The organism is Streptococcus sp. KHUD_014 (genome assembly GCF_051106275.1).
Taxonomy (GTDB): Bacteria; Bacillota; Bacilli; order Lactobacillales; family Streptococcaceae; genus Streptococcus.
In genome coordinates this window covers 945,259-960,775 of the sequence record NZ_CP193666.1, presented here as the reverse complement: position 1 = coordinate 960,775, position 15,517 = coordinate 945,259, and the positions used below count along the sequence as shown (strand labels likewise).

Here is a 15,517-nt window from a genome sequence, read left to right as displayed (position 1 = left end):
AGTACTTACTGATAATGATAGTGATTGCGATACTGATGTGCTGATCGAATCCGATGTAATCACACTATCGATATCTAAGCTATCAAGCGATAAGCTCTCTGGCATTCCCTTACTTGTAACAACAGATGTGCTTGCACTTGTTGATGCTGATTCAGACGCTGAGGTGCTTGCACTTGTTGATGCTGATTCAGATGCTGATGTGCTTGCACTTGTTGATGCTGATTCAGATGCTGATGTGCTTGCACTTGTTGATGCTGATTCAGATGCTGATGTTGACGCGCTTGTGCTTGCTGATTCAGATGCTGATGTTGACGCACTTGTTGACGCGCTTGTGCTTGCTGACTCAGATGCTGATGTGCTTGCACTTGTTGATGCTGATTCAGATGCTGATGACGATGCACTTGTACTTGCTGACTCAGATGCTGATGACGATGCACTTGTACTTGCTGACTCAGATGCTGATGTGCTTGCACTTGTTGATGCTGATTCAGATGCTGATTCAGATGCTGATGTCGATGCACTTGTTGATGCTGATTCAGATGCTGATGTCGATGCACTTGTTGATGCTGATTCAGACGCTGATGTCGATGCACTTGTTGATGCTGATTCAGATGCTGATGTCGATGCACTTGTACTTGCTGACTCAGATGCTGATGTACTTGCACTTGTTGATGCTGACGTGCTAGCCGATGTGCTTGCGCTCGTTGAAGCCGACGTACTTGCTGATGTACTTGCACTTGTTGAAGCTGAGGTACTTGCTGACGTACTTGCGCTCGTTGATGCAGATGTGCTTGCGCTTGTTGAAGCGGATGTACTTGCGCTTGTTGAGGCCGACGTACTTGCTGATGTACTTGCGCTGGTTGATGCTGAGGTACTTGCTGACGTACTTGCGCTGGTTGAGGCGGATGTACTTGCTGACGTACTTGCGCTGGTTGAGGCGGATGTACTTGCTGATGTACTTGCACTTGTTGAGGCTGACGTGCTAGCCGATGTGCTTGCGCTTGTTGAAGCTGACGTACTTGCTGAGGTACTTGCGCTCGTTGAAGCTGATGTACTTGCTGACGTGCTTGCACTTGTTGAAGCGGATGTACTTGCTGAGGTACTTGCACTTGTTGAAGCTGACGTGCTTGCGCTGGTTGATGCAGACGTACTTGCACTTGTTGAAGCAGATGTACTTGCTGAGGTGCTTGCACTTGTTGAGGCTGATGTACTTGCTGACGTACTTGCGCTCGTTGATGCAGATGTGCTTGCGCTTGTTGAAGCCGACGTACTTGCTGACGTGCTTGCACTTGTTGAAGCTGACGTGCTTGCTGAGGTACTTGCACTTGTTGAAGCCGACGTACTTGCTGACGTGCTTGCGCTGGTTGATGCAGACGTACTTGCACTTGTTGAAGCAGATGTACTTGCTGAGGTACTTGCGCTTGTTGAGGCGGATGTACTTGCCGATGTGCTTGCGCTCGTTGAAGCCGACGTACTTGCTGATGTACTTGCACTTGTTGAAGCTGAGGTACTTGCTGACGTGCTTGCGCTGGTTGATGCAGACGTGCTAGCCGATGTACTTGCACTCGTTGAAGCTGACGTACTTGCACTTGTTGAGGCTGACGTGCTAGCCGATGTACTTGCTGATGTACTTGCGCTTGTTGAGGCGGATGTACTTGCGCTGGTTGAAGCAGACGTACTTGCTGATGTACTTGCCGATGTACTTGCACTCGTTGAAACTGACGTACTTGCTGATGTACTTGCACTTGTTGAAGCGGATGTACTTGCTGATGTGCTTGCGCTTGTTGAGGCCGACGTACTTGCTGATGTACTTGCGCTTGTTGAAGCTGAGGTACTTGCTGACGTACTTGCGCTTGTTGAGGCGGATGTACTTGCTGACGTGCTTGCGCTTGTTGAAGCGGATGTACTTGCTGACGTGCTAGCCGATGTACTTGCACTTGTTGAAGCGGATGTACTTGCTGACGTACTTGCACTTGTTGAGGCTGACGTACTTGCCGATGTGCTTGCGCTTGTTGAGGCTGACGTACTTGCTGATGTACTTGCCGATGTACTTGCACTCGTTAAAGCTGAGGTACTTGCCGATGTACTTGCACTCGTTGAAGCTGACGTACTTGCTGAGGTACTTGCACTTGTTGAAGCGGATGTACTTGCTGATGTGCTTGCGCTGGTTGAAGCTGATGTACTTGCTGATGTGCTTGCACTTGTTGAAGCTGATGTACTTGCTGATGTACTTGCACTTGTTGAGGCTGACGTGCTAGCCGATGTGCTTGCGCTCGTTGAAGCCGACGTACTTGCTGATGTGCTTGCACTTGTTGAAGCTGATGTACTTGCTGATGTACTTGCACTTGTTGAGGCTGACGTGCTAGCCGATGTGCTTGCGCTTGTTGAAGCAGACGTACTTGCTGACGTACTTGCGCTTGTTGAAGCCGACGTACTTGCTGACGTACTTGCGCTTGTTGAAGCTGACGTGCTTGCCGATGTACTTGCGCTGGTTGAGGCTGATGTACTTGCTGACGTACTTGCACTTGTTGATGCAGATGTACTTGCTGATGTACTTGCACTGGTTGAAGCCGACGTACTTGCTGAGGTACTTGCACTTGTTGATGCAGATGTACTTGCTGATGTACTTGCGCTGGTTGATGCGGACGTGCTTGCTGAGGCGCTTGCACTTGTTGAAGCGGACGTACTTGCTGAGGTGCTTGCACTTGTTGAAGCTGACGTGCTTGCCGATGTGCTTGCGCTTGTTGATGCAGATGTACTTGCTGACGTACTTGCGCTGGTTGAGGCTGACGTGCTAGCCGACGTACTTGCACTTGTTGAAGCTGACGTGCTTGCGGACGTACTTGCGCTGGTTGAAGCTGATGTACTTGCACTTGTTGAAGCCGATGTACTTGCTGACGTGCTTGCGCTGGTTGAAGCTGACGTACTTGCTGATGTACTTGCACTTGTTGATGCTGACGTGCTAGCCGACGTACTTGCGCTGGTTGAGGCGGATGTACTTGCGCTGGTTGAAGCTGACGTACTTGCTGATGTACTTGCCGATGTACTTGCACTCGTTGAAACTGACGTACTTGCTGATGTGCTTGCGCTTGTTGAAGCAGATGTACTTGCTGACGTACTTGCGCTCGTTGATGCAGATGTGCTTGCGCTTGTTGAAGCAGATGTACTTGCTGAGGTACTTGCGCTTGTTGAGGCGGATGTACTTGCTGATGTACTTGCGCTTGTTGAGGCGGATGTACTTGCCGATGTGCTTGCTGATGTACTTGCGCTTGTTGAGGCGGATGTACTTGCGCTGGTTGAAGCAGACGTACTTGCTGATGTACTTGCCGATGTACTTGCACTCGTTGAAACTGACGTACTTGCTGATGTACTTGCACTTGTTGAAGCGGATGTACTTGCTGATGTGCTTGCGCTTGTTGAGGCGGATGTACTTGCTGACGTGCTTGCGCTTGTTGAAGCGGATGTACTTGCTGACGTGCTAGCCGATGTACTTGCACTTGTTGAAGCGGATGTACTTGCTGACGTACTTGCACTTGTTGAGGCTGACGTACTTGCCGATGTGCTTGCGCTTGTTGAGGCTGACGTACTTGCTGATGTACTTGCACTCGTTAAAGCTGAGGTACTTGCCGATGTACTTGCACTCGTTGAAGCTGACGTACTTGCTGAGGTACTTGCACTTGTTGAAGCGGATGTACTTGCTGATGTGCTTGCGCTGGTTGAAGCTGATGTACTTGCTGATGTGCTTGCACTTGTTGAAGCTGATGTACTTGCTGATGTACTTGCACTTGTTGAGGCTGACGTGCTAGCCGATGTGCTTGCGCTCGTTGAAGCCGACGTACTTGCTGATGTACTTGCACTTGTTGAAGCTGAGGTACTTGCTGACGTGCTTGCGCTTGTTGATGCAGACGTGCTAGCCGACGTACTTGCACTTGTTGATGCAGATGTACTTGCTGACGTGCTTGCACTTGTTGAAGCCGATGTGCTTGCTGAGGTACTTGCGCTGGTTGATGCAGACGTACTTGCTGATGTACTTGCACTTGTTGAAGCTGAGGTACTTGCTGAGGTACTTGCGCTTGTTGAGGCGGATGTACTTGCTGATGTACTTGCGCTTGTTGAGGCGGATGTACTTGCTGATGTGCTTGCGCTTGTTGAAGCTGATGTACTTGCTGATGTGCTTGCACTTGTTGAAGCTGATGTACTTGCTGATGTACTTGCACTTGTTGAGGCTGACGTGCTAGCCGATGTGCTTGCGCTTGTTGAAGCAGACGTACTTGCTGACGTACTTGCGCTTGTTGAAGCCGACGTACTTGCTGACGTACTTGCGCTTGTTGAAGCTGACGTGCTTGCCGATGTACTTGCGCTGGTTGAGGCTGATGTACTTGCTGACGTACTTGCACTTGTTGATGCAGATGTACTTGCTGATGTACTTGCACTGGTTGAAGCCGACGTACTTGCTGAGGTACTTGCACTTGTTGATGCAGATGTACTTGCTGATGTACTTGCACTTGTTGAAGCTGAGGTACTTGCTGACGTGCTTGCGCTTGTTGATGCAGACGTGCTAGCCGACGTACTTGCACTTGTTGATGCAGATGTACTTGCTGACGTGCTTGCACTTGTTGAAGCCGATGTGCTTGCTGAGGTACTTGCGCTGGTTGATGCAGACGTACTTGCTGACGTGCTTGCACTTGTTGAAGCTGACGTGCTTGCTGAAGTGCTTGCACTTGTTGAAGCAGATGTACTTGCTGACGTGCTTGCACTTGTTGAAGCTGACGTGCTTGCTGAGGTGCTTGCACTTGTTGAAGCAGATGTACTTGCTGAAGTGCTTGCACTTGTTGAAGCAGATGTACTTGCTGACGTGCTTGCGCTGGTTGAGGCGGACGTGCTTGCTGAAGTACTTGCACTTGTTGAAGCCGATGTGCTTGCTGACGTGCTTGCGCTTGTTGAAGCAGACGTACTTGCTGATGTGCTTGCGCTTGTTGAAGCAGATGTACTTGCTGACGTACTTGCGCTCGTTGATGCAGATGTGCTTGCGCTTGTTGAAGCAGATGTACTTGCTGAGGTACTTGCACTTGTTGATGCAGATGTACTTGCTGACGTGCTTGCACTTGTTGAAGCCGATGTGCTTGCTGAGGTACTTGCGCTGGTTGATGCAGACGTACTTGCTGATGTACTTGCACTTGTTGAAGCTGAGGTACTTGCTGAGGTACTTGCGCTGGTTGAGGCTGACGTGCTAGCCGATGTGCTTGCGCTTGTTGAAGCAGACGTACTTGCTGACGTACTTGCGCTTGTTGAAGCCGACGTACTTGCTGACGTACTTGCGCTTGTTGAAGCTGACGTGCTTGCCGATGTACTTGCGCTGGTTGAGGCTGATGTACTTGCTGACGTACTTGCACTTGTTGATGCAGATGTACTTGCTGATGTACTTGCACTGGTTGAAGCCGACGTACTTGCTGAGGTACTTGCACTTGTTGATGCAGATGTACTTGCTGATGTACTTGCGCTGGTTGATGCGGACGTGCTTGCTGAGGCGCTTGCACTTGTTGAAGCGGACGTACTTGCTGAGGTGCTTGCACTTGTTGAAGCTGACGTGCTTGCCGATGTGCTTGCGCTTGTTGATGCAGATGTACTTGCTGACGTACTTGCGCTGGTTGAGGCTGACGTGCTAGCCGACGTACTTGCACTTGTTGAAGCTGACGTGCTTGCGGACGTACTTGCGCTGGTTGAAGCTGACGTGCTTGCTGATGTGCTTGCGCTGGTTGAGGCGGATGTACTTGCACTTGTTGAAGCCGATGTACTTGCTGACGTGCTTGCGCTGGTTGAAGCTGACGTACTTGCTGATGTACTTGCACTTGTTGATGCTGACGTGCTAGCCGACGTACTTGCGCTGGTTGAAGCGGATGTACTTGCCGACGTGCTTGCACTTGTTGAAGCCGATGTACTTGCGCTCGTTGAAGCTGACGTGCTTGCTGAGGTGCTTGCACTTGTTGATGCTGACGTGCTTGCTGACGTACTTGCGCTGGTTGATGCAGACGTACTTGCTGATGTACTTGCGCTCGTTGAAGCTGATGTACTTGCTGAAGTACTTGCGCTGGTTGATGCAGACGTGCTAGCCGACGTACTTGCACTTGTTGAAGCTGACGTACTTGCTGAGGTGCTTGCGCTTGTTGAAGCTGATGTACTTGCTGACGTGCTTGCGCTGGTTGATGCGGATGTACTTGCTGACGTGCTTGCGCTGGTTGATGCGGATGTACTTGCTGACGTGCTTGCGCTGGTTGATGCGGATGTACTTGCTGACGTGCTTGCGCTTGTTGAGGCAGACGTACTTGCTGACGTGCTTGCGCTGGTTGATGCGGATGTACTTGCGCTTGTTGAGGCAGACGTACTTGCTGACGTGCTAGCCGATGTACTTGTACTGGTTGAAGCAGATGTACTTGCTGACGTGCTTGCACTTGTTGATGCGGACGTGCTAGCCGACGTACTTGCGCTTGTTGAAGCTGATGTACTTGCTGATGTACTTGCGCTCGTTGAAGCTGATGTACTTGCTGATGTACTTGCGCTGGTTGATGCAGACGTGCTAGCCGACGTACTTGCACTGGTTGAAGCTGACGTGCTAGCCGACGTACTTGCTGACGTACTTGCGCTTGTTGAAGCTGACGTGCTTGCCGATGTACTTGCGCTGGTTGAGGCTGATGTACTTGCTGACGTACTTGCACTTGTTGATGCAGATGTACTTGCTGACGTGCTTGCGCTTGTTGATGCAGACGTGCTAGCCGACGTACTTGCACTTGTTGATGCAGATGTACTTGCTGACGTGCTTGCACTTGTTGAAGCCGATGTGCTTGCTGAGGTACTTGCGCTGGTTGATGCAGACGTACTTGCTGATGTACTTGCTGAGGTGCTTGCGCTCGTTGATGCAGATGTACTTGCTGATGTACTTGCTGACGTACTTGCACTTGTTGATGCAGATGTACTTGCTGATGTACTTGCGCTTGTTGATGCGGACGTGCTTGCGGACGTGCTTGCACTTGTTGAAGCGGACGTACTTGCTGAGGTGCTTGCACTTGTTGAAGCTGACGTGCTTGCCGATGTGCTTGCGCTTGTTGATGCAGATGTACTTGCTGACGTACTTGCGCTGGTTGAGGCTGACGTGCTAGCCGACGTACTTGCACTTGTTGAAGCTGACGTGCTTGCGGACGTACTTGCGCTGGTTGAAGCTGACGTGCTTGCTGATGTGCTTGCGCTGGTTGAGGCTGATGTACTTGCCGATGTGCTTGCACTTGTTGATGCAGATGTACTTGCTGACGTACTTGCACTTGTTGATGCGGACGTGCTAGCCGACGTACTTGCACTTGTTGAAGCTGACGTGCTAGCCGACGTACTTGCGCTGGTTGAGGCAGACGTACTTGCTGACGTGCTTGCACTTGTTGAAGCCGACGTGCTTGCTGAAGTGCTTGCACTTGTTGAAGCTGACGTGCTTGCACTTGTTGAGGCTGACGTGCTAGCCGATGTGCTTGCGCTTGTTGAAGCTGACGTACTTGCGCTTGTTGAAGCAGATGTACTTGCTGAAGTGCTTGCACTTGTTGAAGCTGACGTGCTTGCGCTTGTTGATGCGGATGTACTTGCTGAAGTACTTGCACTTGTTGAAGCCGACGTGCTTGCGGACGTACTTGCTGAGGTGCTTGCGCTCGTTGATGCGGACGTGCTTGCACTTGTTGAGACTGATGTACTTGCTGAGGTACTTGCCGATGTGCTTGCTGAGGTACTTGCCGATGTGCTTGCTGAGGTACTTGCGCTTGTTGAAGCTGACGTGCTTGCTGATGTGCTTGCGCTTGTTGAGGCTGATGTACTTGCGCTAGTCATTGCACTTACTGATGCGCTAGTTGACGCTGACACTGATGCACTTGTTGACGCTGATTCAGAACGATATTTGTTATCCGTAACAGTTTCGTTTTGATTATAAACAGTTGGTGCATATGGTTGACTACCAGATGTTACTTTAGCATTATCTTTATAATAGACTGTTGCAACACCGCTGTCACTTACATCAATGCTAGAAATACGATCACGACCGTTTGGAACAACCTTATCATGAGCTTTTCTGATTTCTTCGCGAACTTTGTCCTTATCAGATTCTGATAAATGATTTTTATCCTTTACTTCAGTCAAGTCAATCGCAGGTTTATTAAACAAGTTCTGCAACTTATCTTGTTGAATTCGAATTTCTCCAACGTCAACAGTGTTTCCACTTGGATCTGTAGCATTGAGCCAACGTCCCCAGGTATTTCCTGATCTCCAAGCAAGGTCTTTGTTAGTAACCGCATTAATGGTGAAGGTAGTTTGGTCATCATTTGTTAAGGTATTGATAATATTTGTGATTGGACCAGTTCCCCATTCAGGTCTATTTTCGAAGAAGTCCGTCAAGTCTTTTCTATTACCAGAGACCTTCAGTGTGACTAATTTACCACTATTATCTTTACCTGTATAAGTAATCTGGATCTTGTCCCCAGCATAGAACAGATAACGACCATTGCTATCTTTCTTAGGCTCTTGACCATTTACTGTTACAGTATAGGTAATTGTTGGATTCACACGTTCAGGAGTAATCTTACTTTTCGTTACTTCTGAATTGAGACCAGCAACTGTCTGCTTAGCTGTTACATCTCCAGTCGGAAGGAGACCATTGTTACCGTCGTAAGCCTTTTTCAGATCTTCTGCAGGTTCAAAAGTAACACTTGTTTCATTATCTTTAGCTCTCTTCTCGAACGTATGCCCTGCTAAAGTCAAGGTTACAAGAGCTCCAGGTGTGACATTGGTCACAACAATCGAACGATTTGGCAAACCACCAGTTTCATTCGTAGAAGCAACTGAGATAACTGGTGCCTGTGGAATTACCTTAATAGTCACATCGTTCGTTGTGCCATCTTTGTAGGTAATCGTTACAGTACCATCGGTAGCAATACTATAATCGCTAATGCGGTTGGCTACCTGAGGGTTTGCCGTTTTCACTGCATCAAGAATCTTGGTGCGTTCATCATTTGTCAACGCATTTGGATTGGCAACTGCAATGGCGTTAGTAGGTTGAGCTCCTGGGAATTTTTCATTCAATTTTCCTTGTGCAACTACAGCCGTTACTCTACCAGTATTGTCCGATAAGTCTGTAGCATTCGTTCCACGAGTCCATTTATTTCCATCTTTATATTGGACATTTTCTCCGTAAGTAGCAGTGTACTCTAATACTTTTGGATTTGTTGTTGAAGCCGTAGTAGGTGTATCCTTGATACCTGGGGCAGTATCATTTGAAGCATAGCCATCTTGGAAAATACGACTGATATCTGAAGTTCCATCGTTTAATTTCAGAGTTTTAATCTTACCACTATTATCTTTAGCAGTTAAAACAACTTTAATCTCATCTCCTGCGAAGACTTCGTAACCACTGACTCCAGGACGAACATTATTCTTGATCGTTTGTTTTTCCCATAGACCAGTCTTATCATTCTTAATATAAAGTTCAAAAGTTACTTCAGGTGCTACAGTTTCCTTGGTAATAGTTTTAGTCGTTGTAGTTGATTCCAAGGTTTCATTTGCGCTAGTACCTGGATTTTGGAAAACCTTACTTTGTTTAACAGTTACGTCACCTGTTGGAAGGAGACCGTTGTTTCCATCATAGGCAGCCTTTAAATCTGTCGCAGTAAAGGTTACGCTTGTGTCATTATTCCCAGCAGTCTTAGGGAATGTATGTCCGTTTAATGTCAGGGTAACAAGTGCACCCGGCGTCACATTGGTGACTGTAATTCCTTTATTTGGAAGACCACCTGTGTTAGTAACCTGATTATCTGCGATTTGTAGTGCTTGTGGATTGACCTTGAAAATAACTGGAACAGATGTGCTGTTTCTTGCTGCATCAGTAGAACCTTGCGGTAAGGTCACTCTTACTTTTCTTGTGTAGAATCCTGGATTAGCAACCATGGCGTCGTCAGGAGTTTGTTCCCAACTGAATGTTGTACCTGCAGGTATCGCAACTCCAGCATCAGAATTCTTAATAGCATTACCTGGATTGGCAATAATATCCGCTAATGAAGCCTTATCACCAACTGTAGTAACATACTCTCGTTTTGCTACCGGATCAACTACAGTATAGTCAAAGCTAGTTTCACTTGTTAGGGCTGCATTGCTAGATGATACAGTACCAAAACGTCCATTTGGATAGGTAGCTCTTACTGTGTAAGTTGTACGGTGCGACACAGGATTAGTTCCTGTTGTATGCCATACGCTACTAAATTCAGGTGACCCATCTTGTTTACTCAATGTGGCACTTGGATTGTTATTCAGGCGATATTCATAAGAGAATGTAGTACCTGATGGAAGGTCACTACTATTGATATAGAGGTTTGAATAGCCACCAATATTATTGGCATAGCTTCCTCCAACAGTTTTATCACTACCTGGAACTGCTTTAAAGGCATAAAATTGACCTTTGACACCATTGTTTGTTTTGGTTTCAACTTTCGGATAGACCGTATAGTTGATGGTTACATCCGTTGTCGAATTATCAGAATAGGTAACACGTGCTAGAGCTGATTGAGCCCCAGTTGCACTAGTCGAGATTGGCGTTACCCAAGAAATGCTATGTCCAGTGACAGCTGGTGTTGAACTATCAACAGGATCAACAGTGACAAAGTTATTTACATTAGCAACATCTGTCGCAGCTTCCCCTTGCAAAGTATAAACAGTTGGAACTTTAGGTGTAGCATTATAAAGTTCATTTTGTTTGAGTTTATGGAAGGCATAGGTAATACCTTGTTTTCCTTCAAGAACTGTGACTTTATTACCCGATACATATCCTTTGGCAGTTGCAACGTTAGTTGCCTTCAACTGATAACCTTTAATGTTCAGATATTGACTAAGATCGACCGTTTTTCCTGGAAGTTCTTGGATAAGCACCTCGTCCTTACCAGGGATTTCCTCTCCAGTATCTGCATCGATGAAATTAACTGTAACATAGGCACCACGAGCAGAATATTCAAATTTTTCTAGTCTAAACTGTTGCAAGTTGGTTCCAGAGCCTGTCGAAGCGAAGAGGGCCAAGGCTAGTTCTTCAGGGTTACCAGCGTTATCCAACAAACTTCTCCTTGTATTCTCAAGTCTGAGAGAATTTGTATTAACTGGACGGCCATCTACATTCATATCTCTTGTAGTCGCAATTTGATCTGATTGCAGATTCATAGACCAGGTTTGACCACCATTATAGGTAACAGTCATCACTTTGGTCGTTCCATTGTAAGAAACCTGGTAGTCTCTGAAAGAATTATCTGTTGGGTTTTGATTTAAATGTTCAAAGGTGCGGATTACTGGATAGACAGTCCCTTGCGCATTTCTGTTGCTACCATTGTAGTTATAAATGAAACCACCAAATGCTCCATTTTGATAACCACTAATCTTTGGATCGGCAGATGCTTTATTTACAGCTTCTGGTGCACCCGTATTATGCCATGTATCAAGTTTAAATCCAAAAGAACCTTTAAGATTATCTCCCCCCCATACCAAGAGAAGCACCTGAACCGTTTCCATTAGCATTTCCTATAACACCAGGTTCCGCAGTTGAAAACACCGTCGCAATCCCATCACCACCATAGTGACCATTAGTAGTATTACCTTCATAAGAATTTCCAAGATTGATCTTACCTGTTAGGGTGAAGCTCTCAGTCATATCTATCTTAGTTTTCAATGTATAGGAACCGGCTTGCCCACTTGTGTTCTTTGTTAAGGTTACTGTACCACCACTTAGATTTGCAGTTCCTGATGTTTTAAAGTAGTTTGCTTGGTTTTTATTGGTAACAATTAGTTTGGCCTTAGGATCATAACTTGCATTTCCCAAAGAAGCGTTTGTATTGAATGGGATACGAAAGTCATTTGAAGAAGTCAAAGCTTGACCATTACGGTAGTCACGCGCCCCAGAACTAGCACGAAGGACCGTGTTCACCACGCTATTACGTGTTCTAGTAGCTTCAGTGATAAGGGTGTTAAGGTCAGCGTTAGGATCTGTCAAAGCATTTTGAATAGCTTCAATCGTAGCTTTTCCTTTTAGAAGCGCAGTTTCAGCCCCCTCACGATTTCCCAGACGACCGAGATAGGTTCCTATCTCATCTGAAAGGCCTTTGAGTTTTTTCTCTTGCTCTGCACGTTTTTTGTCAGTTTCAGTCGCAGTTACAACCCCTGTTGCAGCAGTTGCTAAGACAGTTGCCTCACTAGCATTGACTTTGTCAGATACTACTGCATTTGCTGAAGCAGTATTCAAGTTAGCTACTGTAGAATTATAGGTAATTGTAGCGTTAGCTTTATTTGCTACTCCATCCTCTGCCTTGGTAGTTCCGCCATCAACACTCTTACTTGCCGAGTTTGTAACTGTAGGACTTGTAGAGCCAGTCCCAGAAAGACTTTCTGATTTAGCTACTGACTCAGATGTACTAATTGAAGTTGAGGCAGACGTCGATGCAGAAGTTGAAGCTGACTCTGACGCAGATGTACTTGCAGACACTGATGAAGACAAAGACTCTGATAAAGAATGACTTTCAGAGACTGATACACTCTCACTGATAGACTGAGAAGTAACATCTGAGGATGGTAAATCTTGATCCTCTTGTTCAACTGTCCCAAGGACAACTTTGTCCGTATTGACGAGCGTGCTATCTGTATCAATTACTTTTTCTACTGCTGTTTGTTCATTAGCATAAACCTGCGTCTGAACGATAGCTCCTCCTCCGATAACCGAACCAGCCGCTACTATCCCCTTAAGGACATCGATTCCTGTCAATGGTGTAGAAGAACGCTCCTCAACAATCTCTGTTGATACTTGAGCTGTATCCACTCCGCCACGAATGACTTTAAATAAACCAAAAAGGGATGTAGAGGCACGTAACCAGTGTTTACCAGACTTGATTAACTTAAATCTTGTAACACGATCTGTTTCTCTAAATTGACCTTCATTTCTTTTAAAAAACATCTAAACACCTTCCGTTTTTCTATCAATTCTAAAAATTGATGCTACCTTTTATTCTACCATTTTTTAACTATTTTTTCTAATTATTTAACCAAAAATTAGAAAGAAAACCTTATTTATTTTATGCATTTATTTTATGTTATGGTATAAATTTTAAAAATAATATTAAATTCTACTTCTTTGATTATACTCTGTTAGCATCTTGAACCCTTTAAAAAGTCTTACTCATGCTTTTTATTTTTGTTACCAAGTATTATAATTTAGTTGAAATTATAGAATTTCTTTTGAAATCTCAAATGATAATTGCATATTTTTAATTTGTATCAAATATTCGTAAACTTTATAACAACATGCCGATAAATTGATTTTATAATTTCCTCTAAAATCTAATCAAATTATTAAAAATTATGACAAATTATCATATACATAAAAAGCATCGAAAATCGATGCTTTGCTATTAAACTCCTATATGAATATCTGGAAATTTATCTGAAATTATATCCCAAAGTTCTTCCAGTTGCTCTTGAACTGTTTTAGTTGTTTTCAAGGTCATGTCTTGTTTTTTCTTAGCATTCTTACGAACATAGCAGAACTGGTAGACTTTATTTGTGATTAGGGAACGGTTAATTCTGGTTTCGACTAGATAGAGTTGCTCAACATCTCGTAGGTCTAAAGCTTGAGTCCCTTTAAAGTAAGTGATGAGATGATTCTTATAGAGGATTACCTTTAGACTCTCATCATAAAATTCTGCCAAACCAGTTAGATTTTCAACATTTCCTTGCAATTCAGGATAGGCTTGATAAAGCTCTTCAAAAGCTGCGATAGATTTTTTACGAAGAAGAAAGGCACCCACTAATGTAAATAGTCCAATTCCTCCAAAAATTGCAGCACTTATGAGATGCCACCAGCCATCTTTTGAGTGTTCAGTCAAACTCAGATAGACACTTGAGTTCATGTTCAATGCAACAGTTGAATCAGGTTCAAGTATAGAGTCAAGAAAGCCAGACAAATCTACAATTCTATTATTTCGAGATTTGTTGTTAACATTTTTACTTAGAGGTTGTAACTGTGTACCTACTAGAGTAGCTGGATTATCTATAAGTGTTTCAGTTGCAGCTTGATCCATAAGTTTTTGAATCTCTTTATCATTTTCTTTAGCCTCTACAACTGCAAATTTACCATCACCATCATTGCTATATTGCACAAGGTATAGAACACTTCCACCATCAACTTCTCCAACTACTTCTGGATAGATATCATAGACAGTCATAGTAACTTCTTTACCTGACCGAGTATCATCTGAAAATGGATCCATTGGATGCTGGTGATGATTCCACATGAAGACAGTTCCTGCAGAAAAAGCAAAGAAAACTAGTGAAAGAATAAGCCCTGAAATAAAGCCTTTATTTCTTTTTTCTTTAAACATCATAATCTCCTTTAGTTTGATGATTAAATTATAGCAAAAATTCCTATAAATTTCAATAATCATCTTAAAGACAAATACTATTAAATCGGGAAAGAAAGCGCTTATCAAAAATAATATATGATATTTCAAAAAAAGAGCTTGAGATAATCTCAAACTCTCCTATCATTTCAAATCCTATTTTCTTGCCATCTGTTCATCTTGCTTAAGTTGCTTGAGTAATTGATCTATACTATCGAATTTTACCATGTCACGGATACGGTCTAACCAATATACATTTACAGTTTCGCCATAGATGTCATCAGAAAAATCAAAGATATGAACTTCAAAACGCTCTTCTTCACCATCAAAGGTCACATTTTTTCCTAGACTAGCCATTCCACGATAGACTTTTCTCTGAATTTCAACATCAACAGCATAGACACCATCAGCCGGCATATAAGTCCGATCCAAATTGACTAGATTGGCTGTAGGAAAGCCAATTGTTCGACCACGGGCATTGCCATGAACCACTACACCTCTAGTTGGCAGTGGCGCACCAAGAAGTTTTCTAGCTTCTTTCACATCACCCTCTAAGATGGCTTGGCGAATACGTGTAGAACTAATTTTCCCTTTTTCGTCCTCAACTGGTGGAACGACAATCACTTCACCATGGAAGAGTTCTTTTAAATCCTCAGCTGTTTTTCTATCTGAACCAAGAGTATAGTCAAAACCAACTACAATCGTATCTGCCTTCGCTTCCTTGACATAGCTATCAATGAATTCTTGGGCAGTCATATTTGCAACTCGACTAGAAAAATCCATCAAATACAAACTCTCAACTCCAGCTCGCTTCAATCTACGCTCACGTTCACTAGCATTCAAAATATGCAATAAGTGTTCAGGTGAGTATTGATTAAGTGTTAGTTTTGGTGATTCGTTAAAGGTTACTAGAGCTACTCCCTGGCGCTTTTCAGCAGCAATCTTAGAAGCTATATCAAATAATTTTTGATGTCCAAGGTGAACTCCATCAAAATAACCTAATACAAGGACGTTTGGTCCTGGTGTTGCAATGTCTTTTTCTGTTTTAATAGGTACTGTAATAATCATAGTATTTA

At 44.6% G+C, this 15,517-nt stretch carries 5 protein-coding genes and 1 pseudogene; 2 read left to right on the top strand and 4 right to left on the bottom strand.

All coding sequences use genetic code 11. The features are described 5' to 3' along the window. Nucleotides 1-37 precede the first annotated feature (37 nt). Nucleotides 38-7,954, top strand: coding sequence for a hypothetical protein (locus ACORHT_RS04620; protein ID WP_434350772.1), 7,917 nt, complete (start codon nucleotides 38-40; stop codon nucleotides 7,952-7,954). Nucleotides 7,955-8,049: 95 nt separating this feature from the next. On the opposite strand, the pseudogene ACORHT_RS04615 reads toward ACORHT_RS04620, so the two are convergent. Continuing rightward, nucleotides 8,050-10,041: pseudogene (locus ACORHT_RS04615) on the bottom strand (Rib/alpha-like domain-containing protein); the annotation flags it as partial. On the opposite strand from ACORHT_RS04615, the gene ACORHT_RS04610 reads away from it, so the two are divergent. Next, nucleotides 9,965-10,138 carry a hypothetical protein gene (locus ACORHT_RS04610; protein ID WP_434350771.1) on the top strand — a complete coding sequence of 58 codons (174 nt, stop codon included), beginning with the start codon at nucleotides 9,965-9,967 and terminating at the stop codon, nucleotides 10,136-10,138. The pseudogene ACORHT_RS04615 and the gene ACORHT_RS04610 overlap by 77 nt on opposite strands. Nucleotides 10,139-11,524: 1,386 nt before the next feature. Here ACORHT_RS04610 and ACORHT_RS04605 read toward each other — a convergent pair. The 3 genes from ACORHT_RS04605 to ACORHT_RS04595 all read right to left on the bottom strand — a co-directional run bounded on the left by ACORHT_RS04605 (nucleotide 11,525) and on the right by ACORHT_RS04595 (nucleotide 15,509). Beyond that, on the bottom strand, nucleotides 11,525-13,000 hold the full coding sequence (locus ACORHT_RS04605; protein WP_434350770.1) for an accessory Sec-dependent serine-rich glycoprotein adhesin: 1,476 nt from the start codon (nucleotides 12,998-13,000) through the stop codon (nucleotides 11,525-11,527). A gap of 454 nt (nucleotides 13,001-13,454) precedes the next feature. Then, the gene (locus ACORHT_RS04600) at nucleotides 13,455-14,423 is read right to left on the bottom strand and encodes a hypothetical protein (protein WP_434350769.1); all 969 of its coding nucleotides are present in this window, start codon (nucleotides 14,421-14,423) and stop codon (nucleotides 13,455-13,457) included. 174 nt (nucleotides 14,424-14,597) lie between these two features. Continuing rightward, nucleotides 14,598-15,509 carry a bifunctional riboflavin kinase/FAD synthetase gene (locus tag ACORHT_RS04595; protein WP_434350768.1) on the bottom strand — a complete coding sequence of 304 codons (912 nt, stop codon included), beginning with the start codon at nucleotides 15,507-15,509 and terminating at the stop codon, nucleotides 14,598-14,600. Nucleotides 15,510-15,517 lie beyond the last annotated feature (8 nt).

Coding starts and splice junctions, on each gene's coding strand:
- ACORHT_RS04610 (WP_434350771.1), top strand. CDS start 9,965: ATGGCGTCGTCAGGAGTTTGTTCCCAACTGAATGTTGTACCTGCAGGT.
- ACORHT_RS04605 (WP_434350770.1), bottom strand. CDS start 13,000: ATGTTTTTTAAAAGAAATGAAGGTCAATTTAGAGAAACAGATCGTGTT.
- ACORHT_RS04595 (WP_434350768.1), bottom strand. CDS start 15,509: ATGATTATTACAGTACCTATTAAAACAGAAAAAGACATTGCAACACCA.
- ACORHT_RS04600 (WP_434350769.1), bottom strand. CDS start 14,423: ATGTTTAAAGAAAAAAGAAATAAAGGCTTTATTTCAGGGCTTATTCTT.